The 20,235-nt window shown below is 62.7% G+C and carries 19 protein-coding genes; 11 read left to right on the forward strand and 8 right to left on the reverse strand.

Features of this window, described 5'->3' with window-relative positions; all coding sequences use genetic code 11:
* Window positions 1-44: 44 nt before the first annotated feature.
* From C515_RS18860 to C515_RS0100630, 11 genes are all read left to right on the forward strand, one after another.
* On the forward strand, window positions 45-794 hold the full coding sequence (locus C515_RS18860) for a 4-hydroxy-tetrahydrodipicolinate reductase (protein ID WP_043647583.1): 750 nt from the start codon (window positions 45-47) through the stop codon (window positions 792-794).
* Window positions 795-827: 33 nt separating this feature from the next.
* Window positions 828-1,139, forward strand: coding sequence for a hypothetical protein (locus tag C515_RS0100585; protein ID WP_144290278.1), 312 nt, complete (start codon window positions 828-830; stop codon window positions 1,137-1,139).
* A gap of 150 nt (window positions 1,140-1,289) precedes the next feature.
* Complete coding sequence (gene cysC / locus C515_RS18865; RefSeq protein WP_043647585.1) at window positions 1,290-1,856, forward strand: adenylyl-sulfate kinase; 567 nt, start codon at window positions 1,290-1,292, stop codon at window positions 1,854-1,856.
* Window positions 1,853-2,689, forward strand: a complete 837-nt coding sequence (locus C515_RS0100595; protein WP_028453933.1) for a sulfotransferase family protein — start codon at window positions 1,853-1,855, stop codon at window positions 2,687-2,689. The genes cysC and C515_RS0100595 overlap by 4 nt, the downstream gene beginning before the upstream one ends.
* A gap of 83 nt (window positions 2,690-2,772) precedes the next feature.
* Window positions 2,773-8,433, forward strand: a complete 5,661-nt coding sequence (locus tag C515_RS22085; RefSeq protein ID WP_051304477.1) for an Ig-like domain-containing protein — start codon at window positions 2,773-2,775, stop codon at window positions 8,431-8,433.
* 89 nt (window positions 8,434-8,522) lie between these two features.
* Window positions 8,523-10,064 carry a methyltransferase regulatory domain-containing protein gene (locus C515_RS0100605; protein WP_043647587.1) on the forward strand — a complete coding sequence of 514 codons (1,542 nt, stop codon included), beginning with the start codon at window positions 8,523-8,525 and terminating at the stop codon, window positions 10,062-10,064.
* Window positions 10,064-11,308 (forward strand): tetratricopeptide repeat protein, encoded by a 1,245-nt coding sequence (locus C515_RS22090; RefSeq protein ID WP_051304478.1) that lies wholly within the window; start codon window positions 10,064-10,066, stop codon window positions 11,306-11,308. Before C515_RS0100605 ends, C515_RS22090 begins: the two co-directional genes overlap by 1 nt.
* Window positions 11,305-11,739, forward strand: a complete 435-nt coding sequence (locus C515_RS0100615; protein WP_028453935.1) for an FAD synthase family protein — start codon at window positions 11,305-11,307, stop codon at window positions 11,737-11,739. The genes C515_RS22090 and C515_RS0100615 overlap by 4 nt, the downstream gene beginning before the upstream one ends.
* A 61-nt stretch (window positions 11,740-11,800) precedes the next feature.
* The gene (locus tag C515_RS0100620; RefSeq protein WP_144290279.1) at window positions 11,801-12,187 is read left to right on the forward strand and encodes a hypothetical protein; all 387 of its coding nucleotides are present in this window, start codon (window positions 11,801-11,803) and stop codon (window positions 12,185-12,187) included.
* A 278-nt stretch (window positions 12,188-12,465) separates the two neighbouring features.
* A complete protein-coding gene (locus tag C515_RS23935; RefSeq protein WP_158380754.1) occupies window positions 12,466-12,603 on the forward strand; it encodes a hypothetical protein in 138 nt (45 codons plus the stop codon).
* Between the two features lie 26 nt (window positions 12,604-12,629).
* Window positions 12,630-12,875: an Imm32 family immunity protein gene (locus C515_RS0100630; RefSeq protein ID WP_028453937.1), complete on the forward strand. Its 246-nt coding sequence runs from the start codon at window positions 12,630-12,632 to the stop codon at window positions 12,873-12,875.
* Window positions 12,876-13,050: 175 nt separating this feature from the next.
* Here the strand turns inward: C515_RS0100630 and C515_RS0100635 are convergent, their stop codons facing one another.
* From C515_RS0100635 to C515_RS0100670, 8 genes are all read right to left on the reverse strand, one after another.
* Window positions 13,051-13,464: a hypothetical protein gene (locus C515_RS0100635; protein ID WP_028453938.1), complete on the reverse strand. Its 414-nt coding sequence runs from the start codon at window positions 13,462-13,464 to the stop codon at window positions 13,051-13,053.
* A complete protein-coding gene (locus tag C515_RS0100640; RefSeq protein WP_043647589.1) occupies window positions 13,445-15,277 on the reverse strand; it encodes a radical SAM/SPASM domain-containing protein in 1,833 nt (610 codons plus the stop codon). Before C515_RS0100640 ends, C515_RS0100635 begins: the two co-directional genes overlap by 20 nt.
* A complete protein-coding gene (locus C515_RS0100645) occupies window positions 15,274-15,729 on the reverse strand; it encodes a hypothetical protein (protein ID WP_043647591.1) in 456 nt (151 codons plus the stop codon). The genes C515_RS0100640 and C515_RS0100645 overlap by 4 nt, the downstream gene beginning before the upstream one ends.
* A 79-nt stretch (window positions 15,730-15,808) precedes the next feature.
* On the reverse strand, window positions 15,809-16,786 hold the full coding sequence (rlmF, locus tag C515_RS0100650; protein ID WP_028453941.1) for a 23S rRNA (adenine(1618)-N(6))-methyltransferase RlmF: 978 nt from the start codon (window positions 16,784-16,786) through the stop codon (window positions 15,809-15,811).
* An 81-nt stretch (window positions 16,787-16,867) separates the two neighbouring features.
* The gene (locus tag C515_RS0100655) at window positions 16,868-17,221 is read right to left on the reverse strand and encodes a 4a-hydroxytetrahydrobiopterin dehydratase (protein WP_028453942.1); all 354 of its coding nucleotides are present in this window, start codon (window positions 17,219-17,221) and stop codon (window positions 16,868-16,870) included.
* 437 nt (window positions 17,222-17,658) lie between these two features.
* Window positions 17,659-18,594: a hypothetical protein gene (locus C515_RS0100660; RefSeq protein ID WP_028453943.1), complete on the reverse strand. Its 936-nt coding sequence runs from the start codon at window positions 18,592-18,594 to the stop codon at window positions 17,659-17,661.
* An 86-nt stretch (window positions 18,595-18,680) separates the two neighbouring features.
* Window positions 18,681-19,358, reverse strand: coding sequence for a 7-cyano-7-deazaguanine synthase QueC (gene queC / locus C515_RS0100665; RefSeq protein ID WP_028453944.1), 678 nt, complete (start codon window positions 19,356-19,358; stop codon window positions 18,681-18,683).
* Window positions 19,359-19,785: 427 nt separating this feature from the next.
* Window positions 19,786-20,148 carry a helix-turn-helix domain-containing protein gene (locus C515_RS0100670; RefSeq protein WP_028453945.1) on the reverse strand — a complete coding sequence of 121 codons (363 nt, stop codon included), beginning with the start codon at window positions 20,146-20,148 and terminating at the stop codon, window positions 19,786-19,788.
* Between the last annotated feature and the right edge of the window lie 87 nt (window positions 20,149-20,235).

Genomic DNA, 20,235 nt, shown 5'->3' on the forward strand with positions numbered 1-20,235 from the left:
ACCGGCCTCGCTGCAAATATTGCAGCCTGTAACAGGAGACGCCCGTGCTACGCATCGGACTCATCGGCTTTGGCAAAGCCGGCAGGGCCGTGGCCGAGGTACTTCAGGAACACCCGGATCTGGATCTGGCCTGGATTGCCCGCCGCTCGCCCCCTCGCCCCACCGATCCCCTTCCCCATCTGCAGCAAAGCTGCACCAGCCAGACGGATTACGCGCACTTGTTCGATTGCCAGCCGGTCGATGCGCTGATCGATTTCTCCAGCCCGGACAGCATTGCCCTTTATGGCAGTGCCGCCGCCGCGCGCGGCATCGCCATCGTTTCGGCCAATTCGGCGCACAGCGACGCCCAGCTGGCGCTGGCCCGCGAACTGGGCCGCAGCACCCGCGTGCTGTGCAGTCCCAACATCACCCTGGGCATCAATTTCCTGCTGATCGCCGCCAAGGCGCTGAAAAAGATCGCGCCCTGGGTCGACATTGCCATCGTCGAAGAACATTTTCGCACCAAGCACGAAGTCTCCGGCACCGCCAGACGGCTGGCGCATGCACTGGACGTGGACGAAGCCAGCATCACCTCGCTGCGACTGGGCGGCGTGGTTGGCCATCATGAGGTGGTGTTCGGTTTTCCGCACCAGACCGTACGTCTGGTGCACGACTCGATCAGCCGCCATGCCTTTGGCACCGGCGCGGTCTTCGCCCTGCAGCGCCTGCTCACGCAAGCCCCCGGCTTTTACCAGCTGGAGCAGCTGATGCTGCAGCATGTGCTGGCCGAACTGGCGGATGAGCAGCCAGCCTGATATACCCAACACGGCATACCTCTCTGCAAGCCGATGACTACATTGGCTGCAGTGACCATCGACGGCCGCGCCGGCCATGACCTGCTGCAGCTGCAAGGGCAAAGCAGCGATTACCACCTGGGCAAAAACGGCAACGCACTGGAAATCACCCGCTACAGCGATGGGGCGATGTTCAGCCTGCAGAATGCCGAAATGCTGGCCTTTGACAGCCAGCAGACCGTGGTACTGGCGCGCAACGGCATTGAAGCTGTAGTGCTGAGCTGGCTGCCTAAACAGGTCAATCAGATACTGGGCCCGCAACGTTGGCGGCTCCTTTGGGCAAGGCATTCTCTTGCGCAGGCCTGACTTGGCTGTCGTGAATGCTGTCGACCTTCCTGCATCAATTTCTGCAATGCTGTTGGCATATCAGCATCAGATGATGAATGGCCAGAGCTAAAGTCATAGTGCTTTGCTATTCTGGCATTTCGCCCATGCATCCGACGGTTTAGCCCTGCCATGATCCGCACCCCGCATACCTGGTGGCTGACCGGCCTGCCCTGCGCCGGCAAGACCACACTGGCCAACGCGCTGGCGGAACGCTTGCGCGCCCAGGGCCAGGCAGTCTGCGTGCTGGATGGCGATGTGCTGCGCGCTGGCGTGGCCAGTGATCTGGGCTTCAGCCCGGCCGATCGTGAAGAACAGGCCCGCCGTACCGCCGAGATGGCCCGGCTGATCAACCGCAACGGCATTCACGCCATTGTCGCGCTGGTTTCGCCCACCCGCTCCGGCCGAGCGCTGGCACGCGACATCATCGGTACGGCCCGGTTCAGCGAGGTCTACCTCGCCACACCATTGGCGGTCTGCCGCCAGCGCGATGTGAAGGGCTGGTATGCCAGAGCCGAAATCGACCCCGCGCTCGCGCTGACCGGCGTTTCCGCCCCGTATGAAGCCCCTCAGCGGCCAGAACTGACCATTGACACCAGTATTACAAACATTGAACTTGCTCTTGCTCAAATACTGAGCAATACGCAAAATCAAGTTATGCTTGATCCATGTCAAACCATTGCCACTCAAAACCCATGATGTCACCGCGCTTTCACTTCATCAGCGGCCTGCCGCGCTCCGGCTCGACGCTGCTTTCGGCCATCCTGCGACAGAATCCGCGCTTTCATGCCGGCATTTCCAGTCCGGTTGGCCCGCTGGTGCGCACCATGATCAACCAGCTGGGAGCCGGTAGCGAATTCAGCAGCGTGGTGACCCCGGAGCAGCGGCAGCGGCTGGTGCGTGGCGTGTTCGACAATTATTACGCCGATCAGGCCGACAAGGCCGTCATTTTCGACACCAATCGCATGTGGTGTGCCCACCTGCCCTTGCTGAAAGACCAGTTTCCCGAGGCCAAAATCATTGCCTGCGTGCGCAATGTCGCCTGGATCATGGACAGTATCGAGCGGCTGTATCGCGCCAATCCCTACGAAATCACGCGGCTTTTCAACGATGATGCCGAGCGCAATACCGTGCAGAGCCGGGTAGATACCCTGGCGCTGAACAACCGGCTGGTCGGTTATGCCTGGAGCGCGCTGAAGGAAGCCTTTTATGGCGAGCATGCCGACCGCATGCTGCTGCTCGATTACGAACTTCTCGCGCAAATGCCGGAAAAAGTCATACCGCTGATTTACCAGTTTCTGGGTGAGCCGCCGTTTGAACATGATTTTGGCCGGCTGGAATTCGATACCCCCGAATTTGATAGCGGTCTTGGCCTGCACGGGCTGCACAAGGTAAGGCCCAAAGTGGAATTGCAGGCCCGGCAGACCATCCTGCCGCCGGACCTGTTTGCCCGCTACGCCCAGCTGTCGTTCTGGGAAGACCTGAGCAATAGCCGCTGTCATGCCATCACGCCCGGCAGCCAAGCAAAATAAGCATGGGTATATCCGTATAACCCAATGCCAAATTGAGTAATTCAGCAATACCACATGCTGTATATAAAACTGGAGATCGCACGATGACCACGCTCATGACATCAGACGGTACGGCAAGTACCAATCCCGCACCGCAGCACATCCTGGTCATTGACGCGCGCGTTGCCGACAAGGAACAGCTGATTGCCGCAGCCGAACCGGGTACCGCCATTCTGGTGCTCGATGAGCACAGCGACGGCTTTGCCCAGATCGCCGCCGCGCTGCAGGGCATGCAGGACATTCCCGCCATCAGCCTGGTGGCGCACGGCTGGGAAGGCGATCTCTGGCTGGGCAGCAGCTATGTCGATCAGGCGGCCTTGGCCAATCATAGTGCCGAGCTGGCGGCCATCGGTGAGGCACTGACTCCGGATGGTGACCTGCTGGTGTATTCCTGCAGCCTGGGCGCCGGGGAACAAGGCGAGGCTTTCGTGCAGCAACTGGCGGCGCTTACCGGCGCCGATGTTGCCGCCTCCGATGATCGCACCGGCGCAGGCCACGATCTCGAACTGGAAATTACCAGCGGCCAGATCGAGGCCGGCCTGGTTTTTACCCCGGAAAAACTGGCCGATTACCAGCACACACTGGCAACCCTCACCGTCAACAGCAATGCCGACAGTGGTGCGGGTACCCTGCGCAATCTTATCGCCAGCTCAACCTCGGGTGACACCATCACCTTCAATGCCGGCATGACGGTGGGTTTGTCGAGCGGGCAGTTGCTCATCAACAAGAACCTGACGATTGATGGCGATCTGGACAACAACGGCACGGCGGATGTGACGCTGGATGCCAACTACACCAGCCGAGTACTGGAGATTAGTAGCGGCACGGTAACCCTGGATGGTCTGGTCATTACCCATGGCACCTTGTCCGGCCAAGGTGGCAACGGCGGCATTAGCGCGACAGATGGTGCAGATGCGCTCGGCGCGGGCATCCGTAATGCCGGCTCCTTGACCATAAAAAATACGACAATTACCGCCAATGGTGCAGCTGGCGGTGGAGGAGGCGGTGGTGTCGCTGGCGCCAATGTTGGCGGCGGTGGCGGCGGTGGTGGTCCTTTGCATAATGGCGGCTCAACCGGTATCGGCGGAACAGGCGGATTGGCCGGTTCGGGATCCGGAACTTATGCGGGGGTTGCCGGTAGCAGTGGCGCAGGTGGTAGAGGGGGTGGCTATAGCGCAACTGTTATGGGAGGGCGAGGCGGAACGTCAACCGGGGGTGCCGGCGGTACCGGTACATTTAATTATTCAGATGGTGGCGCAGGCGCCACTGCCACTAGCGGCGCGCTGTCTATTGGCGGCGGCGGCGGCGGCTCCGGCTGGGATGCAGTTGGTAAAAATGGGGGTGATGCCGTCGGTGGCATTTACAATGCCAGCAGCGGCATCATCACCGTAATTGGCACATCAATCATCAGCAATAATGTCGGCGCTGGCGGCGGCGGTGGCGGTGGCAGTGGTAGCGGAAGCAACGATGAAAACGGTGGTGATGGCGGTCTCGGTATTGGTGGAGTCTATAACAAAGGTACCTTCAACATTACCAGTGCCAACTTCGCCGCCATGTCCGGCAACACGGGGAGTAGTGGTGCGGGTGGATTGGAGGGCGGCGCTGGAGTAACAGGTAACAGCCCGACTGCAGCCAACAACATCCATAACATTGGCACACTGGACACCAACTACATACCACCTGCACCAACCGTAACCAACATCAGTTCCAGCAAGAGCAACGGCAGCTATACGGTTGGTGAGGTCATCACCATCCAGATCACCTTCAGCGAGGCCGTCACCGTCACCGGTACGCCCCAACTGACGCTGGAAACCGGCAGCACCGACCGCACCATCAACTACACCGGCGGCAGCGGCACAACCGAGCTCACCTTCAGCTATACCGTGCTGGCCGGCGACACCAGCAGCGATCTGGATTACACCAGCACAAGCGCGCTGGCCCTCAACAGCGGCACCATCACCGCCACGTCCGGCGGCGCGGTGGCTACGCTGACGCTGCCCACCCCCGGTGCAGCCGGTTCGCTTGGCGCCAACAAGGCGCTGATCATCGACACCACGGCGCCCAATGCCCCCAGTACCCCGGACATGACTTCCGGCACCGATTCCGGCAGCTCGGGTACCGACAACATCACCAGTGACACCACGCCTACGTTCACCGGGACGGCGGAAGCCGGCAGCACAGTGAAGCTGTATGACGGCGTAACTGAAATCGGCTCAGGTGTGGCTACGGGTGGCAACTGGAGCATCACCAGCTTGGCGCTCAGCGAGGGCAGCCATACCGTGACCGCCAAGGCCACCGATGCGGCCGGCAATGAAAGTACGGTCTCCAGCGGGCTCGCCATCACCATCGATGCCACCGCACCAACCAGCCTGGCGCTCAGCGGCAACAGCATCACTGCCGGCAGCACGGGCGTGAACGCCGCAATCGGCACATTGTCGGCAACGGATAGCCAGAGCATCAGCTATGCGCTGGCAACCGGGAATGGCACCAACGACGCCGACAACGGCAGCTTCAACATCAGCGGCACCAGCCTGCGCAGCAGCGCCACACTGACTGCCGGCACTTACAAGGTGTATCTCAGCGCAACCGATACCGCCGGCAACGTCAGCTACATCGCCGAGACCATTACGGTCACCCCCGCGCCATCCATAACCAATGTCAGCGCCTCGACCGCCGATGGCAGCTACAAGGCCGGCGACACCATCAGCATCCAGATCACCTTCAGCGAAGCCGTCACCGTCACCGGCACACCGCAACTGACGCTGGAAACCGGCGCTAACGACCGCACCATCAACTACGGCAGCGGCAGCGGCACGACCACGCTCACCTTCACCTACACCGTGCAGGCCGGCGACACCAGCAGCGATCTGGACTACCTCAGCACGGCAGCGCTGGCGCTCAATGGCGGCACGATCAACGCCACATCGGGCGGTACGGCAGCGACGCTGACTTTGCCAGCACCGGGAGCCACCAACTCGCTCGGCGCCAATCAAGCGCTGGTCATTGACACGACCGCCCCCGCTGTCAGTTCGGTCAACGTACCGGCAGATGCCACCTACCTCACTGGGCAAAATCTCGACTTTACCGTCAACTTCAACGAGGCGGTCACCGTCGATACTGCCGGCGGCACACCACGCATTGCCCTGACCCTTGATACGGGCGGCACCGTGTATGCCGACTACCTGAGCGGCAGCGGTTCCTCGGCACTGGTGTTCCGCTACACCGTGGCCAGCGGCAATCTGGACAGCAATGGCATTACCGTCGGCGCATTGTCCGCCAATAGCGGCACGCTCAAGGATGCCGCAGGCAACGACGCCACGCTGTCGCTCAACAGCGTGGGCTCGACCGCCGGCGTACTGATCGACGCCGTCGCGCCAACCGCCACGCTGGTGATCACCGATAACGATCTGCGCGTCGGGGAAACCTCGCTACTGACCATTACCTTCTCCGAAGCGATCAGCAACTTTGACAATGCCGATCTGTCCGTACCCAACGGCCAGCTCGATAGCGTCAGCAGCAAGGACGGCGTCACCTGGACGGCCACCTTTACCCCGGATACGCCGCTGAACGACGCCAACAATGTGATCACGCTGAACCTGGCAAGCGTGAAGGATGCGGCCGGCAATGCCGGCAGCGGAACGCAGGATTCCAACAACTTCGCGATCAACACCTTCGCGCCGCCAACCACCACCGTCAGCGGCATCACGCTCTCGGCCGATACCGGCGTTTCAGCGAGCGATTTCATCACCAATACCGCCAGCCAGACCATCAGTGGCACGCTCAGCAGCAAGCTGGCGGCCGGGGAAGCGGTCTGGGTCAATCAGGGCAGCGGCTGGATCGCAGCCACCAGCGCGGTTGGCAGTGACAGCTGGACTCAAACGCGCTCATTGCTCTCCGGCAGCAATACCCTGCAGGTCAAGGTGGTTGGTAACGGTGGCGATGGCCCCGTCAAGAGCCAGGCTTATACCGTTGACACCACCGCGCCCAGTACCGCCACGCTGACGCTCTCCGACTCCACTCTCAGCGTTGGCGAGACCGCAATGCTGACCGTGACGTTTGCCGAGAAGGTTTATGGCGTTGAAGCTGCTGATTTCACCGTGGAGAACGGCAAACTTGGCACGCTCGGCAGCACGAACGGCGGCCTGACCTGGACGGGTACCTTCACCCCGACAGCGGAGATCAGCGACAGCAGCAATGTCATTACGCTGAATCTGGCCGGCGTCAGCGATCTGGCCGGCAATGCTGGCAGCGGTTCGGCGGCGTCGGCCAATTACTCCATCAATACGGAAACGCCACCGCCGCCGCCACCGCCACCGCCGCCGCCACCGCCACCACCACCGCCACCGCCGCCGCCGCCGCCGCCGCCGCCAACGGATGATCAAGACGGCATTGATGGTACGGAGGAGGAGCAAGTACCTGTACTGCCCGGAACAGGTGGGCTCAGCGTGCTTGGTGACGGCAACGGTGACGGGCTGGCTGATAACAAGCAGGGCAATGTGGCTTCGCTGGGCATCCTGCATACCAGCACAGCACAAAGTAATCCGGGTAATGCCGAGCAAGTTTTTGTGACACTGGTTTCGGATTCAAGCGAAGGCAAAACCGGAGGCAGTGCCACTGCGGCCCTTTCGGACATCCGGCAGCTGGACAAACCGGCCGCTGCACCAGCCGATCTGGCGATGCCGCTGGGCCTGCTGAGCTTCAAGGCGGCAGTGGGCAGCAATGGCGCCAGCGAAACATTCAGTCTGTATGTGGACGGCACCCTGCCCGTCAATGGCTACTGGAAGCAGAACCAGCAAGGCGAATGGGTCAATCTGGCCAGCAGTGCATATGGCGGCCGGGTGGTCAGCGAAGGCGGCAAGACACGGCTGGACTTCGTACTGACCGATGGCGGCGAATTTGATGATGATGGCAAGGCGGATGGCATCATCACCGACCCCGGTGCGGTCGGCCTGCGCCAGCAACCGCCGTCAGCAGACAGCGATAACGACCAGTTCCCGGACGCCCTGGAAGCAGGCAATGGCCTGGCGGTGGGCGTCAAGGACAATGACGTGTTTGCCAGCAGCAAATTCTTCGTGATGCAGCTGTACCGCGATCTGCTGTTCCGCGAAGCGGAACCCGCTGGGCTGGCCTACTGGCAGGACCAGCTGGATCGCGGGGTATTGACCCGGGCCGAAACGGCAGCGATCTTCCTGGACTCGCCAGAGTTCCAGCAGGCAGCGGGGGGCATCAGCCGCCTGTATCTGGGTGCGCTGGAGCGCCTGCCGGACGATGCGGGGCTGAATGCCTGGATGACGCAGGCACTGAAAGGCAGCACGCTGCCACAGATTGCGGATCAACTGGTGGCGACGGCGGAATTCCAGGGCCTGTATGGCGGACTGGGCAACCGGCAGTATGTCGAGCGGCTGTATCAGAGCGTGCTGGAACGGACGGCCGATGCGGCCGGGCTGGATTACTGGGCCGGCCAGCTGGATCAGGGCGTGAGCCGCGGTACGGTGCTGCTGGGCTTGAGCGAGTCGGCAGAACACCAGGCCCGACAGGATGATGCCGTAACGGTCGCGCTGAACTACATCGGCCTGCTGGGCCGGACACCGGAACAGGCGGGGTTTGACTACTGGCTTGGGCAACTGGCGGACGGCGTACCGGAAATGCAGGTGATCGGTGCGTTCATGGGAACGGAGGAATATCACGACCGCTTCCTGCCCTGAAGGGGCTGAGGCGGTGAGCTGAAGAGCAGCAGGCTGGGTAGCATCCCGGCCTGCTTTTTTATGAACTGAGTGGGTTTATCGTGACGAACATGCCTGACTTCGACTGGACCGCCGGCTACGTGGCCGACATCGACTACACCTATGGCTATTACCCGGAACTCAATCCCCTGCGGGTCAAGCTGGCGTTTCTGCAGGCCGGGCTGGTTTGCCCGGAGTTTGGCCAGGCTTGCGAGCTGGGTTTTGGCCAGGGCGTCAGCACCAATATTCATGCCGCTGCAGCGGTACAACACTGGTACGGCACCGATTTCAACCCGGCCCAGGCCAGCCACGCGCAGGAACTGGCAGCCAGCAGCGGCGCGGCCATTGACCTGCACGATGACGCCTTTGCCGACTTTGCCCGGCGCAGCGACCTGCCGGATTTCGATTTCATCGGCCTGCACGGCATCTGGAGCTGGGTCTCGGATGACAACCGGCGCGTGCTGGTCGACTTCATCCGCCGCAAGCTGAAAGTGGGCGGTGTGCTCTACATCAGCTACAACACGCAGCCCGGCTGGGCCGCCTTTGCTCCGATGCGCCACCTGTTCAATGCCTATGCCGATACGCTGGCAGCACCGGGCCAGGGTCTGGTGGATCGGGTCAACGGCGCGCTGGCCTTCAGCCAGCAATTGCTCGATTGCAATCCCGCCTTCGCACGCGCCAACCCGCAGATTGCCGAGCGCCTCAAGCGTCTTGGCGGGCAAAACCGCAACTATCTCGCGCATGAATTCTTCAATCGCGACTGGCAACCCATGCACTTCGCCGACATGGCGGGCTGGCTGCAGCAGGCCAAGCTGAGCTTTGCCTGCCAGGCTGGCTATCTGGACAACATCATTCCGGCCAATTTCACGCAGGAGCAGCAGGCGCTGCTCAACGGCATTCCGGACCCGGTGTTTCGCGAAACCATCCGCGATTTCCTGCTCAACCAGCAGTTCCGCCGCGATTACTGGATCAAGGGCGCACGCAAGCTCTCGCCACTGGCGCGTCAGGAGGCCTTGCGCAGCCTGCGCGTTGTTCTGCAGATCGCCCGTGCCAATGTCTCGCTGACCGTCCGCTCGGCGCTGGGCGAGGCAACGATGAACGCGGCGATTTATGACCCGGTGCTTGATCTGCTGGCCGATCTGCGCGCGCACAGCCTGGCGGAGCTGGAGCAGGCGCTCGCCGGACGCGGCATCACGCTGGAGCAGATCATTGAAACCGTGCTGATTCTGGCCAGCAACGGGCAGCTGGGGCCGGCGCAGGACGAGGCCGCGATCAGCCGGGCTGCGCCCGCCAGCCACAAGCTGAACCGCTATCTGCTGAACAAGGCCAGGCTGGGCAGCGAAATCCAGCATCTGGCCAGCCCGGTCACCGGTGGCGGCGTGCCCGTCGATCTGCCGCAGCAACTCTTCCTGCTGGCCCGGCAGGAAGGCCTGAACACGCCGGAACAGTGGGGCGAGCAGGCCGGCGAGATCCTGCAGGCGCTGGGCCGCCATATCGTCAAGGATGGCCAGCCGCTGAAGGATGCGGCGCAAAGCCGGGCCGAACTGCTCAGGCAGGCACAGGTGTTCGCCGAACAGCGTCTGCCGGTACTGCAGGCGCTGCAGGTCATCTGATGCGTGCGGCATTTGCGCAGGGCGACTACCGCAGCGCCGCCATGCAGGCGGCGCAAGTGCTGGCCCTGCAGCCGGACGACGCCGAAGCCTGGCTGCTGCTGGGCCTGTGCTGGCAGCAGCAGGGCCGGCCCGAACCCGCCATGCATGCCCTGCGCTACTGCCTGCGCCTGCAGGCGGACAATAGCGAGGCCCGCTACAGCCTCGCCATCCTGCTCTGGCAAGGCGGCGAGCTGGCCGCAGCGCTGCAGGAATGCCATGCACTGCTGGAGCGGCACGCCGCGCATGCCCCCACGCTCAGCCTCAGCGGCATCCTGCATGTCAGCCTGGGCGATGCAGAGGCGGCGCGCGCCGCGTTCAGCAGCGCGCTGGCCAGTGATCCGGCCCAGATCGCCGCGCACGAAGGCCTGGGCACGCTGCAGATGCAAAGTGGCGAATTGCCCGGCGCGCGCCACCATTTGCGCGAGGCCTTGCGCCTGCGACTGGGCAGCCCACCCGTCGCCCGGCCCCGCCCGCCAAGCAGCGGCTACGACCAGGCCAGCCACGAACGCCTGCTCTGGCAAACGCTGGCCCTGCTGGCCACAGCGGGAGTACATGCCTTTCCCTTTGCCGGCACCTTGCTCGGCCTGGAGCGCGAAGGCCGGCTGCTGCCCTTTGACAAGGATCTGGATGTCGCGCTGCCCTATAGCGAAATGGCCACGGCCTGCGCCTGCCTGCTGCAAAACGGCTGGCAGGAAGAAAGCAATCCCATGCGCCTGCTCAATCCGCGCAGCTTTCGCCACGCCGCCAGCGGCCTGATCCTCGATCTGTGCGGCATCGCACAGGAGGGCGACATGCTGATCGGTGGCTTCTGGCAAGCGGGCACGCCCTGGGAATGGCAGCGCATCGCCGAGTACCCCGCCCCGCTGCAACTGCAGCAACAGCTCCGCCCGGAAGGCAGCGTATGGGCTTTGAACCAGCCACAGCAATGGCTTGTAGCCCTATACGGTGACTGGCAAACACCGGATCCCAACTTTGATACCGTCATCGCCGCCTACAATCTGCGCGGCTTTGCCCTGCTCACCGAGTGCTTCGCCCTGGATCGCATCAACCATTACTGGCGCAGCGGCCAGCTGCACAAGGCGACCGCGCTGCTCGAACACTGCCTGCGCCGCCTGCCCGAGGACGCCTTGCTGCGGCAGGCGCAACAGCAGCTGCACAGCGCGCTGGCCCGCTCGCAACAGCCCGCGCAAGGCAGCGGCGCATGACGGTGCGCCGGGTGCTCGCCGTCGGCGTTTTCGACCTGTTTCACATCGGGCATCTGCGCTATCTGCACTACGCCAGCGAGCAGGGCGAAGTGCTCAACGTCGGCGTGGTTCGCGATCGCGACGTGCTGGCCAGCAAGCACAAGCTGCCCGTCATTCCCGAAGCGCAAAGACTGGCAATCGTCGCCGCACTGCGCTGCGTCGATGCCGCAGCGCTTGCGCCCTGCTCCACCGCAGATTGTCTCGGCGCCGCCAGCTGGATTCGCGACTGGGGCTGCGAGCTCGTGGTCGTCGGCGGCAACTGGCAAGGCAGCCCGCGCTGGCAAACGCTGGAGCCGCTGCTGACACAGGCCGGCATCGCCGTCAGCTACGCCCCGCACACCCCGGGCATCTCCAGCAGCAGCATCGTGCAACGCTGCCAGGACACATTGTGAGTCGCAAGCCGCAGCGCCCGATATACATGCATACCCATACCAACAGGACCTTTTCAAAATAATGTTTGCAAGCATATACCCACGGATTACACAAGCCACCCGCTACTGGTTGCTCGGCGCGCTGACCGGCCTCCTGCTCGCCGGCGTGGCGCAAGGCGCGCCGCTCGTCTACGAACGGCAGGGCGTGCGTTTCAACCACCCGCAAGACTGGACAGTCAGTGAGGAAACCGGCCACGACGGGCAAAGGGTGATCTTTGCCGAAAGCCCCGGCGAGGCACTGGTGATCGTCATCGTCCGGCCCCGGGAGCAAGCGCCGGCACTGGCGCAATTTGCGCGCCAATTCTCGGCCGAGGCCGCCAGCAGCACGCCCATGGCCAAATCCAGGACGCGGGCCTTCAGCCCCGTCGGCAAGGCAGCGCTGCGCGAGGAATTCGACATCAGCCTGTAAGGTTCTGTTGATGTTTTGTTTACGCTGCCCGTTTGTGCTGTTTTTGGCCTGAAACAAGGCGCGAAGCCCGACGCATAGTCGTTCTATGCAAGGGCTTTGCAACGCCGTATCAGGCCAAAAACAGCCAAACCCGGAGGGCTGGGGCGCTTTTTGCGCCGACTCTGCGTTGTTGCTTCGCTGACATAACCCGTTATGCGGCGCTCGCAACGCCTTGATTCGGCGCAAAAAGCGCGCCAGCGGGAACGCAAACAAAACATCAACAGAACCTAAGCGTCAAGGTGCCGCACCAGCGCGAATACCGCATGCTCAACGGCGAAAAGCGCGTGGCCTACCTGATCGCCCAAAGCGCCAGCGAAGACCTCGACAGCGTGCGTGACGGCTTTGCACTGGTGCTCGACAGCTTCAGCCTGCGCTGATTGCCAGCCATCCACAGGAGCACAGCATGAAAATCCATGGTTATGCGGATCAGGGCCTGCCCGCTGAAGACATCGTTCCGGCCGAACTGGCGGAAATCACGCTGGTCGCCACACCCGAGGAATTGCGCCGCATCGCCCGCTTTCTCGAGCACTGCGCACAAGGCATGGAAAGCCGCGGCAAGGCGTGGCAACACGAACACCTGTCCGACAGGGACCGCTCTTTCGAAGGCGCAGCGCACTTTGTTGTCTGGAATCCGGCAGCCACGCTGTAATGCCCGCACGACATGCCGGGAAAACACCGCTGCGTCGCGGCTTGCACACAGTTGGTAAGCGGAATGGCCAGCAGTACTGCGAGGCAGGCTGCCGCCATGAAGCACACAGCTCAACCTATACCCACCATGCCATCTGCCCAGAACGCAATCCCATGAATGGCTACAGATTTATACCCTAGCCATTGTTGTTATTATTATTGTTGTTGTTATTGTTGTTGTTGCTGTTCCTGCCCTTCTCGCGCGCGGTCGCCGCCGCGCTGATTCCCAGTCCCGCCGCGCCCAGCATCACCAGCTGGCCATTCCTGGCGAATGCCGCGCCATCGAGCCGGGATATCTTTCTGCCGTCGGTCCAGATCACCTGCGTCCTGGTTGCCTCGGGCGTGAGGAAATACTTTTTCTGCACCCCGGCGTGATAACAGCTCAGCTGCTGCGCGTGAAACACCACATAGTCCTTTTTCGGCTGCCCCTGCTGCAGGTAGTCGACCAGTTGGGCTTCGATCGCGGTACGCGCCGGCCCGTCGGGCAGGCCGCAGGCATTGAGGAACTGCTCGAGCGTGAAGGCGGTTTTTTCAAGCGTCGCGGTCGCCATCGTTGGCCTCCGGCAGGTAGTAAAACTCGAAATTCGGAAAGGGCAGATTGAGCGCCTGGATGTGATAAAAGGCGTTGTTCTTCTGCTTCTGGTAGTGATAATCACGCAAATAGCCGGTCGTCACGAAGCAATTGTTCAGTACACCGCGCATGAACAATCCAGCGTGCAGCGCCAGCAAGGGCGCCAGATCGACGGTGCGCCAGCCCTCACCCAAGGCGGAAGGCACAGTGATCAGCCGGCGGAACAGCTGGTAGCTGAACAGATGCTCCTGCTTCGTGCGCTGCTCGTCGCCGTAGACCACCGGCGTATCGCGCAGCAGCTGCAGGTAGAGCGTGTTGCGCACCGGCTCGTCGCAGGCCGCGTCCCACACCGCCTCGTTGATGTGCAGGCGCAGCGTGTCGCCAGCCGCGAGCGTGTAACAGGTGGACGCGCTTTTCAGCAGCTGCGACGCCAGCGGCACGATGTCATCGTCAATCTGCAGTGCGAACATCTGCGGCGAAAACAGCGCATTCAATCGATCATCAGCGGCGATCAGCTGCGATAGTGCGTTTTTGTCGTCGTGCAGGTCGCGCGGCAGCAGCACCTCGTTCACCGGAGCAGCCGGCAGCGGCGCGGTGATCGCGCTGGCCGGATGGTTGGTCGCTTGATACCAGCGCGCGTAGTCCTGTTGTTCGGCCGGCGTTTCAAGCGGGTACAACGCCGGTGCGGCAGAGTACATGGTCTGCTGCAGCGTACAGGTGTAGGACTTGCCGCTGCGGTTGTGGAATTTCACCACCGCACAGCCGGTATTGCAGCGCGACAGGTGGCCACACCCCTGGCAATCGCTGGCAAAGCCCTGCTCCTCGTGGATCGCGCGGATTTTCGCCGCGCCATTGGCCAGCACCTCGTGCACCGGGTCGCTCAGCAGGTTGCCATAACGAAACTCCGGCAGGCCCTGGCCGCGCACGCAGGAATACACCTCACCATCGCCCTGCAGCAGATAAAACTTCTCGCCGCAGTTGACCGCATTGGTGCAGTAGCTGGGGGTGAATTCGTCAAACCAGTGGCGGCGCAGCCCTTCTTCCAGCTCGGTACCGGTGAATTCGCGCTGCAGCAGCTCGAACAGCGCCACCTGCTCGGCTTCGCTGGCCGGGGTGAGGATCTGTTCGCCCTGATGCGCGCGGTTCAGCTGCGAGGGAAAGGCGAACATCAGATTGAGCTGGTTCATGTCGAAGCCCAGCTCGCGGTGGATATGCCAGATGTCGGCAACCAGCGCGTCAGGCCGCGCCAGGTGCTCGCGGCTCAGCGTCGCCGAGATTTTCTTCGCGTGCGGATACTTCGCCAGCAGGCGCAGATTGGCGTGCGTGCGCGCCAGCCAGTCTGCGCCACCACGCGTCACGCGATACTGGCCGTGCAGCGCCAGCGGCAGGTCGATGCTGGCGCTCACCGACACCTTGTGGCGATCGAACAAGTCGCAGAGCTGGTGGAAATTGTAGAGATTGGTCTTGATGTGCGGCGCCGACTTGCGGTGGCCATTGGCCTGCAGCACGTCGAAGTGCTTGAGGTAATGCGCACGGATTGTCGTGAACAGGCCATCGAGCACCGCCGGCGGCATCGTCGTTGCCTCACCGCCGTGCAGCGACACATTGAAGGCTAGCACATTCACCTCGTCCAGCCGCTGCAGCGCAGTCTGCAGGGTGTTCACCGCGCGCGCGGCGTCGCTTTTCAGGCTGGCGGTGGTCGTCTGCTCGCCCAGATAGCAGTAGCGGCAGCCCAGGTTGCAGTTCAGCGTGGGCACATAGAGCAGATGGATCAGGCGCGGGCTGGCGTTCATCGGCCATCCCGCGGGCGAATCTCGGCGGCCGGCGCGGCGGCGCGAACGTGTTCGATCAGCCGCTCGGCCACGCGCGCGAACTTGTCGGCCTGATGCCTGGCGATCTTGTCGGCCTTGCGCGCATTGCTGGGGAAGCGCCCGGCTTCCAGCACGAACACCTTGCCGTCCAGATGCGTGAGCGACAAACGACGTTCCTCGCACAGCGCACGGCTGACATTGGCGAAATAGACAATCTCAGTACCCGATATAAGGTATCTGCTGGAAACCAATAACTTGCCTGAGTTGCGGGCGGATACCCACCAAGCGGCCCCAACCGGCAGCACGCCGACCGGCCCCAGGCCCAGCAGCCAGCCGCCAATCACGGCAGCGGCGGCAAGCAAGCAGCCCGGCCAGCCCCAGCCAGGCAAGACGCTTTGTCTGGGGCTTTGGTATTTCCACTCTGCAAGGGCCATGGCGGTCTCTCCATGCTTTGTTGCCGTACTTTGCAACGGGGAAAAGGCAAGGTCAAACCCGGCTCAACAGCATGTCCGATCAGGCCCAGTGCCGCGCCGCCCATTCGCGCCTTGCGGCTTCGTCGTGGAAGGTCCACGCCAGAATGCGGCTGCTTTTCTGGCCCTGCGCCATGTCGATCACGCGCACATCCACCGCCGGCGTGGCGCGCAAGGCCTGTTTCAGTCCCGGCAGGTTTTCGCTGCGTGCGACCAGCGTGGTGAACCACTGGCACTGGCGGGCAAACTGGCGGCTTTCCGCAATCATGCGGCGGATGAAGGCAGCCTCGCCACCGGGGCACCACAGCTCGCGGGCCTGACCGGCGAAGTTGAGCACCGGCTTGGTCGTGGCCGCCTTGCCCAGGTTGCGCCCGGCCTTGGCCAAATTGTTCCACTTTCGCGCACTGCCCGCCGCAGCTTCCTCAGCCGAGCGGTGAAACGGCGGATTGCACAGCGTGAAATCGAAGCGTTCACCGCGGCGGATGATGTGGCGGAAGATCGCCTGCGGGTCGCGCTGCAAACGGCAATCCAGCCCGCCGGACAGCACCGGGTTGCCGGCGAAAATCTTCGCGGCATTGTCCAGCGCCGGGGCATCGATGTCGGCGCCGGCAAATTGCCAACCAAACAGTGCGCGCCCCAGCATCGGGTAGATGGCATTGGCGCCAACGCCGACATCCAGCCCGCGCAGCGCCTCGCCCTGCGGCAGCGTACCGGCAAAGTCGCCAGCCAGCAGATCGGCAAGGTGGCACAGGTAATCGGCGCGTCCCGGAATCGGCGGGCACAGATAGCCTGGCGGGATGTCCCAGCGCGCGATGCCGTAGTGCAGCGCCAGCAGCGCGCGATTGAGCGTTTTCACGGCGTGCGCATTGGCGAAATCGATGGTCGGCTCGCCGAGCGGATTGCGCTTCACGAAGCGTGCGAGCTCGGGAACGGCCTGCGTGAGCGCGGCGAAATCGTAGCGGCCCTGGTGGGGGTTGCGCGGGTGCAGGCCGGGCTTGCCGGCGGGAGAAAGAGTGCTCATGGCGGTAAAAACAGGAACAAGCCCGCCACTTTGCCAGAAGACGGGCCAGCCAAGGGGCTTATTGCAGCGCCGCTCGGCCGGTCAGCCCTCGCCCTGCGCCGGATACTGCTCATCCGTTTTCGCGGCAAGCTCGAAATCGATGCGGTGCAGGCCACGGATCTTGTGCGTCCACCAGCTCACCGTCAGCTTGCCCCACTCCAGCAACAGCGCCGGATGGTGGCCATGCGCTTCGGCCAGGCGGGCAACCCGGTCGAGCATGGCCCAGGCCTGGGCGAAATCGGCAAACTGGTATTCGCGCTGCAGCTGCAGCACGCCATCGACACTGACTGGCGTCCAGTCGGGAATGGCGCGAATCAGCTCGGCGAGTTCTCCATCGCTGACCTGCGGCGCGCCAGCGCGGCAGGCTTCACAGCGGGCGGCAAATGTATCGTTCATCCTGTTCTCCAGAGTGTCGGCAAGCCGGCCCTTGGGCAGCCGCGGCACGGCAAGGCGCAGTCGATCGAGCTTGCCGGAATCCAGCCGATTGCCCGGACGATTTGGCCGGCGTTCATGCGCCCTGCTGCTGCGATAGGCTGATTTCATTGCTTGCCGTTGAATAATTATCAAAGGTATAGCCAGCAAAGCCATTACTGAAAAGGGCTGGAAAGTAATACCCTTATGTTGATACTGCCATGCCAGACCTGCTGGCCCGCATCAGTCCACCTGATTGGAAACCCTGTTCAGCAAACAACAAAACCTATTGAACCACAGAGACACAGAGCGCACAGAGGACGCTAAACCCAGAGAAATGCCTCTGACTTGCTCCCGCTTTTCTCTGTCTTCTTTTGTGTCTCTGTGCTTGATTTGGGTTTTGCAGAAAAGTCCTAATCAGGTCAGGCCAACACCTTGCCAAGCAAGGCGCGCACTTCGGGCGGCAGCGGCGGCAGGGTTTCCGCGCGCGGATGCACGCGGTATTTGCCCTGATTGCCGAGCTTGGCTTCGCTGGCGTAAACCCAGGCCTGGACAACACGGTCGCCGCGCGCAGCCTGCGTGGGCCAGCTTCCGCTAAAGGTGCTCACCAGGCCGGGTGCGGGATCAAAGGCCAGCGGATAGATGTGCGTGGCGCCGCTTTGCATCCGGGTGACCAGCTGGATGGTGAAATCGCTGTCCGGCCAGAACCAGTTGGCCTCATTGCGAATCGGGCAGCCGCACATCATCGTCACCATCGCAGTGCAACTGAGCTGGGCCGATTGCCAGTCCGCCACCACATCGCTGATGCACAAACCGGCAATTTCGATGACCAGGCCTTGCGGATGCTGCGGCGACAGGCCGATGTCCACCCCCGGCAGCAGGGTAATGTCGGTCTGTACCAGCCTGGCCTGACCGGGGTGCTTCAATGGCCCGAAAACCAGCAGGCGAAAATCGGTGGGTTCACTGATCCGGGCGTGCAGCAGCACATCGACGGTCTGGCCGTCACTGGCAAAGGGCATGCTGCGGCTGACCGGTGCCATCAGGTCGCCAGGCCCGGCGCTCTCGGCCGTGGGCGCGCTGGCCAGCGCATGGGCCACGATGCGGCCGCTGCGCGGATCCTGCAAGGCAATCAGGGCGCTGTGATTGGCGGCGTTGGCCGCGTCATGGCCCAGATACTTGCCGCCACGCGCGGCAGGGCGCACCAGCACGCCGGTGCGGATTCCGGCGCGATTGCCCGCATCCTTGCGCTCGCCGGCGCTGGCAAGCACCGGCAGACTGCCGGCCGTGATCGCCAGACTTGTCGCCGCTCTGGCCGTAATGCCCGCTCCCAGCCCCTTGAGGAAATTCCGCCTGTCCATGTCACTCTCCCTGGCCCGTGATGTCATTCATTCAGGCACTGTAGACCAGCATGGTCGCCTGCACCGCAGGTGAAAGGAGCAACAGCTCAGCGATAGCGCGTCGGGTCCGGCACGCCAGCCTGGGCAAAACCGGCTGCACGCAGGCGGCAGGCGTCGCATTTGCCGCAGGCGAGGCCCTCTTCGCTGGCCTGGTAGCAGGTGACGGTAAGACCGTAATCCACCCCAAGGGCGAGGCCGGCCTGGATGATTTCAGCCTTGGTGAGCCGGATCAGCGGCGTGTGAATGGCGATCGACGCGCCTTCCACGCCCACCTTGGTTGCCAGCCGCGCCATGGCCTGGAAGGCCGAAATGTATTCGGGACGGCAATCCGGGTAGCCGGAATAATCCACCGCGTTCACGCCGATATAGATGTCGCTGCCGCCCAGCACCTCGGTCCAGGCCAGCGCATAGGACAGCAGAATGGTGTTGCGTGCCGGCACATAGGTGACCGGAATCTCGTTTTCCTGCACACCGCCTTCCGGCACATCAATGTTCGCATCGGTCAGCGCCGAGCCACCAAAGGCGGCGAGGTCGATCTTCACCACGCGGTGCTCGACGGCGCCCAGCGCGGCGGCGACGCGCCGTGCGGCGGCCAGCTCGGCGTTGTGGCGCTGGCCATAGTCGAAAGACATCGCATAGGGCGCAAAACCGTCGCGCCTGGCCATCGCCAGGCAGGTGGCGGAATCAAGGCCGCCGGAAAGCAGGACAACTGCGGGTCGGGTCATGGAAATTCCTTCTGCACGCCTTCTGCGCAGCGATTGCGGCGGCGTGGACAAAAGCGAATTCTAGCCCGCTTATTGCAACAGGCCTAATGTTGAAAAAGTCGGTTTTCCGGCAGCATCAAGCACAGGGCAAAGCCAGGTGCAAACGGCCTCTTGAAAAATCAATGGTTTACAATTTGCTTTCTGATTGGGTAGCCAGCTCAGCAACTCGTCATACCGGCGTCCCAGGGGGATTCCCTATGGTCAAAGCCAGTATGCAGAGCGCCGCTTGCACAAGCATTGCAGCTGGATTCCCGCTTTCGCGGGAATGACGAATTGTACTTTGCTGAGGTAGCTACCTAATCAGGATTTGCTTTTCATGCATTTTTCCCGGCTTTGCCGGAAAAAACGAGAAGCAGGGTGTTTTCAACACCCTGCTGATTGGCAAGCTTCATGCCGCTTGCCGGGCCTGCGCGCGCCACTGCCGCGTGCTCACGCCAAACTGGCGGCGAAAGGCCTTGCAAAAACCGCTTTGCGACTGATAACCATTGGCCAGGGCAATATCGACGACCTTGCGCCGGGGTTCGCCGCGCAGCTGGCTGGCCGCGCGTTCGAGCCGGCGGCGCTGCACATACAGATAGGGGCTGGTGCCCAGTGCAGCGGTAAACAGGCGCTGGAAATGGAATTGCGAAAAATGCGCCAGCTCGGCCAGTTCGGCCAGCTCGAGCGGCGCATCCAGATTGGCGTCGATATGGGCCAGCACACGGGCCAGACGGCCGGGATGATGGGGAAGCAGCGAGAATGTTGTAGTCATGGCAAGCCTTCCGGACCTGAACACGGCGGCATTCTAGGCAGGCGTGCATCCCGAGGCTTTGCAGGGCGGTAAGCAGCTGTGAAAAAG

The organism is Chitinilyticum litopenaei DSM 21440 (genome assembly GCF_000428145.1).
Classification (GTDB): Bacteria; Pseudomonadota; Gammaproteobacteria; order Burkholderiales; family Chitinibacteraceae; genus Chitinilyticum; species Chitinilyticum litopenaei.

Bases quoted from the DNA above. Each gene is read 5' to 3' on its own strand.
- C515_RS0100585 (WP_144290278.1), top strand. From the start codon at position 828: ATGACTACATTGGCTGCAGTGACCATCGACGGCCGCGCCGGCCATGAC.
- cysC (WP_043647585.1), top strand. From the start codon at position 1,290: ATGATCCGCACCCCGCATACCTGGTGGCTGACCGGCCTGCCCTGCGCC.
- C515_RS0100595 (WP_028453933.1), top strand. From the start codon at position 1,853: ATGATGTCACCGCGCTTTCACTTCATCAGCGGCCTGCCGCGCTCCGGC.
- C515_RS22085 (WP_051304477.1), top strand. From the start codon at position 2,773: ATGACCACGCTCATGACATCAGACGGTACGGCAAGTACCAATCCCGCA.
- C515_RS0100605 (WP_043647587.1), top strand. From the start codon at position 8,523: ATGCCTGACTTCGACTGGACCGCCGGCTACGTGGCCGACATCGACTAC.
- C515_RS22090 (WP_051304478.1), top strand. From the start codon at position 10,064: ATGCGTGCGGCATTTGCGCAGGGCGACTACCGCAGCGCCGCCATGCAG.
- C515_RS0100615 (WP_028453935.1), top strand. From the start codon at position 11,305: ATGACGGTGCGCCGGGTGCTCGCCGTCGGCGTTTTCGACCTGTTTCAC.
- C515_RS0100620 (WP_144290279.1), top strand. From the start codon at position 11,801: ATGTTTGCAAGCATATACCCACGGATTACACAAGCCACCCGCTACTGG.
- C515_RS0100630 (WP_028453937.1), top strand. From the start codon at position 12,630: ATGAAAATCCATGGTTATGCGGATCAGGGCCTGCCCGCTGAAGACATC.
- C515_RS0100635 (WP_028453938.1), bottom strand. From the start codon at position 13,464: ATGGCGACCGCGACGCTTGAAAAAACCGCCTTCACGCTCGAGCAGTTC.
- C515_RS0100640 (WP_043647589.1), bottom strand. From the start codon at position 15,277: ATGAACGCCAGCCCGCGCCTGATCCATCTGCTCTATGTGCCCACGCTG.
- C515_RS0100645 (WP_043647591.1), bottom strand. From the start codon at position 15,729: ATGGCCCTTGCAGAGTGGAAATACCAAAGCCCCAGACAAAGCGTCTTG.
- rlmF (WP_028453941.1), bottom strand. From the start codon at position 16,786: ATGAGCACTCTTTCTCCCGCCGGCAAGCCCGGCCTGCACCCGCGCAAC.
- C515_RS0100655 (WP_028453942.1), bottom strand. From the start codon at position 17,221: ATGAACGATACATTTGCCGCCCGCTGTGAAGCCTGCCGCGCTGGCGCG.
- C515_RS0100660 (WP_028453943.1), bottom strand. From the start codon at position 18,594: ATGGACAGGCGGAATTTCCTCAAGGGGCTGGGAGCGGGCATTACGGCC.
- queC (WP_028453944.1), bottom strand. From the start codon at position 19,358: ATGACCCGACCCGCAGTTGTCCTGCTTTCCGGCGGCCTTGATTCCGCC.
- C515_RS0100670 (WP_028453945.1), bottom strand. From the start codon at position 20,148: ATGACTACAACATTCTCGCTGCTTCCCCATCATCCCGGCCGTCTGGCC.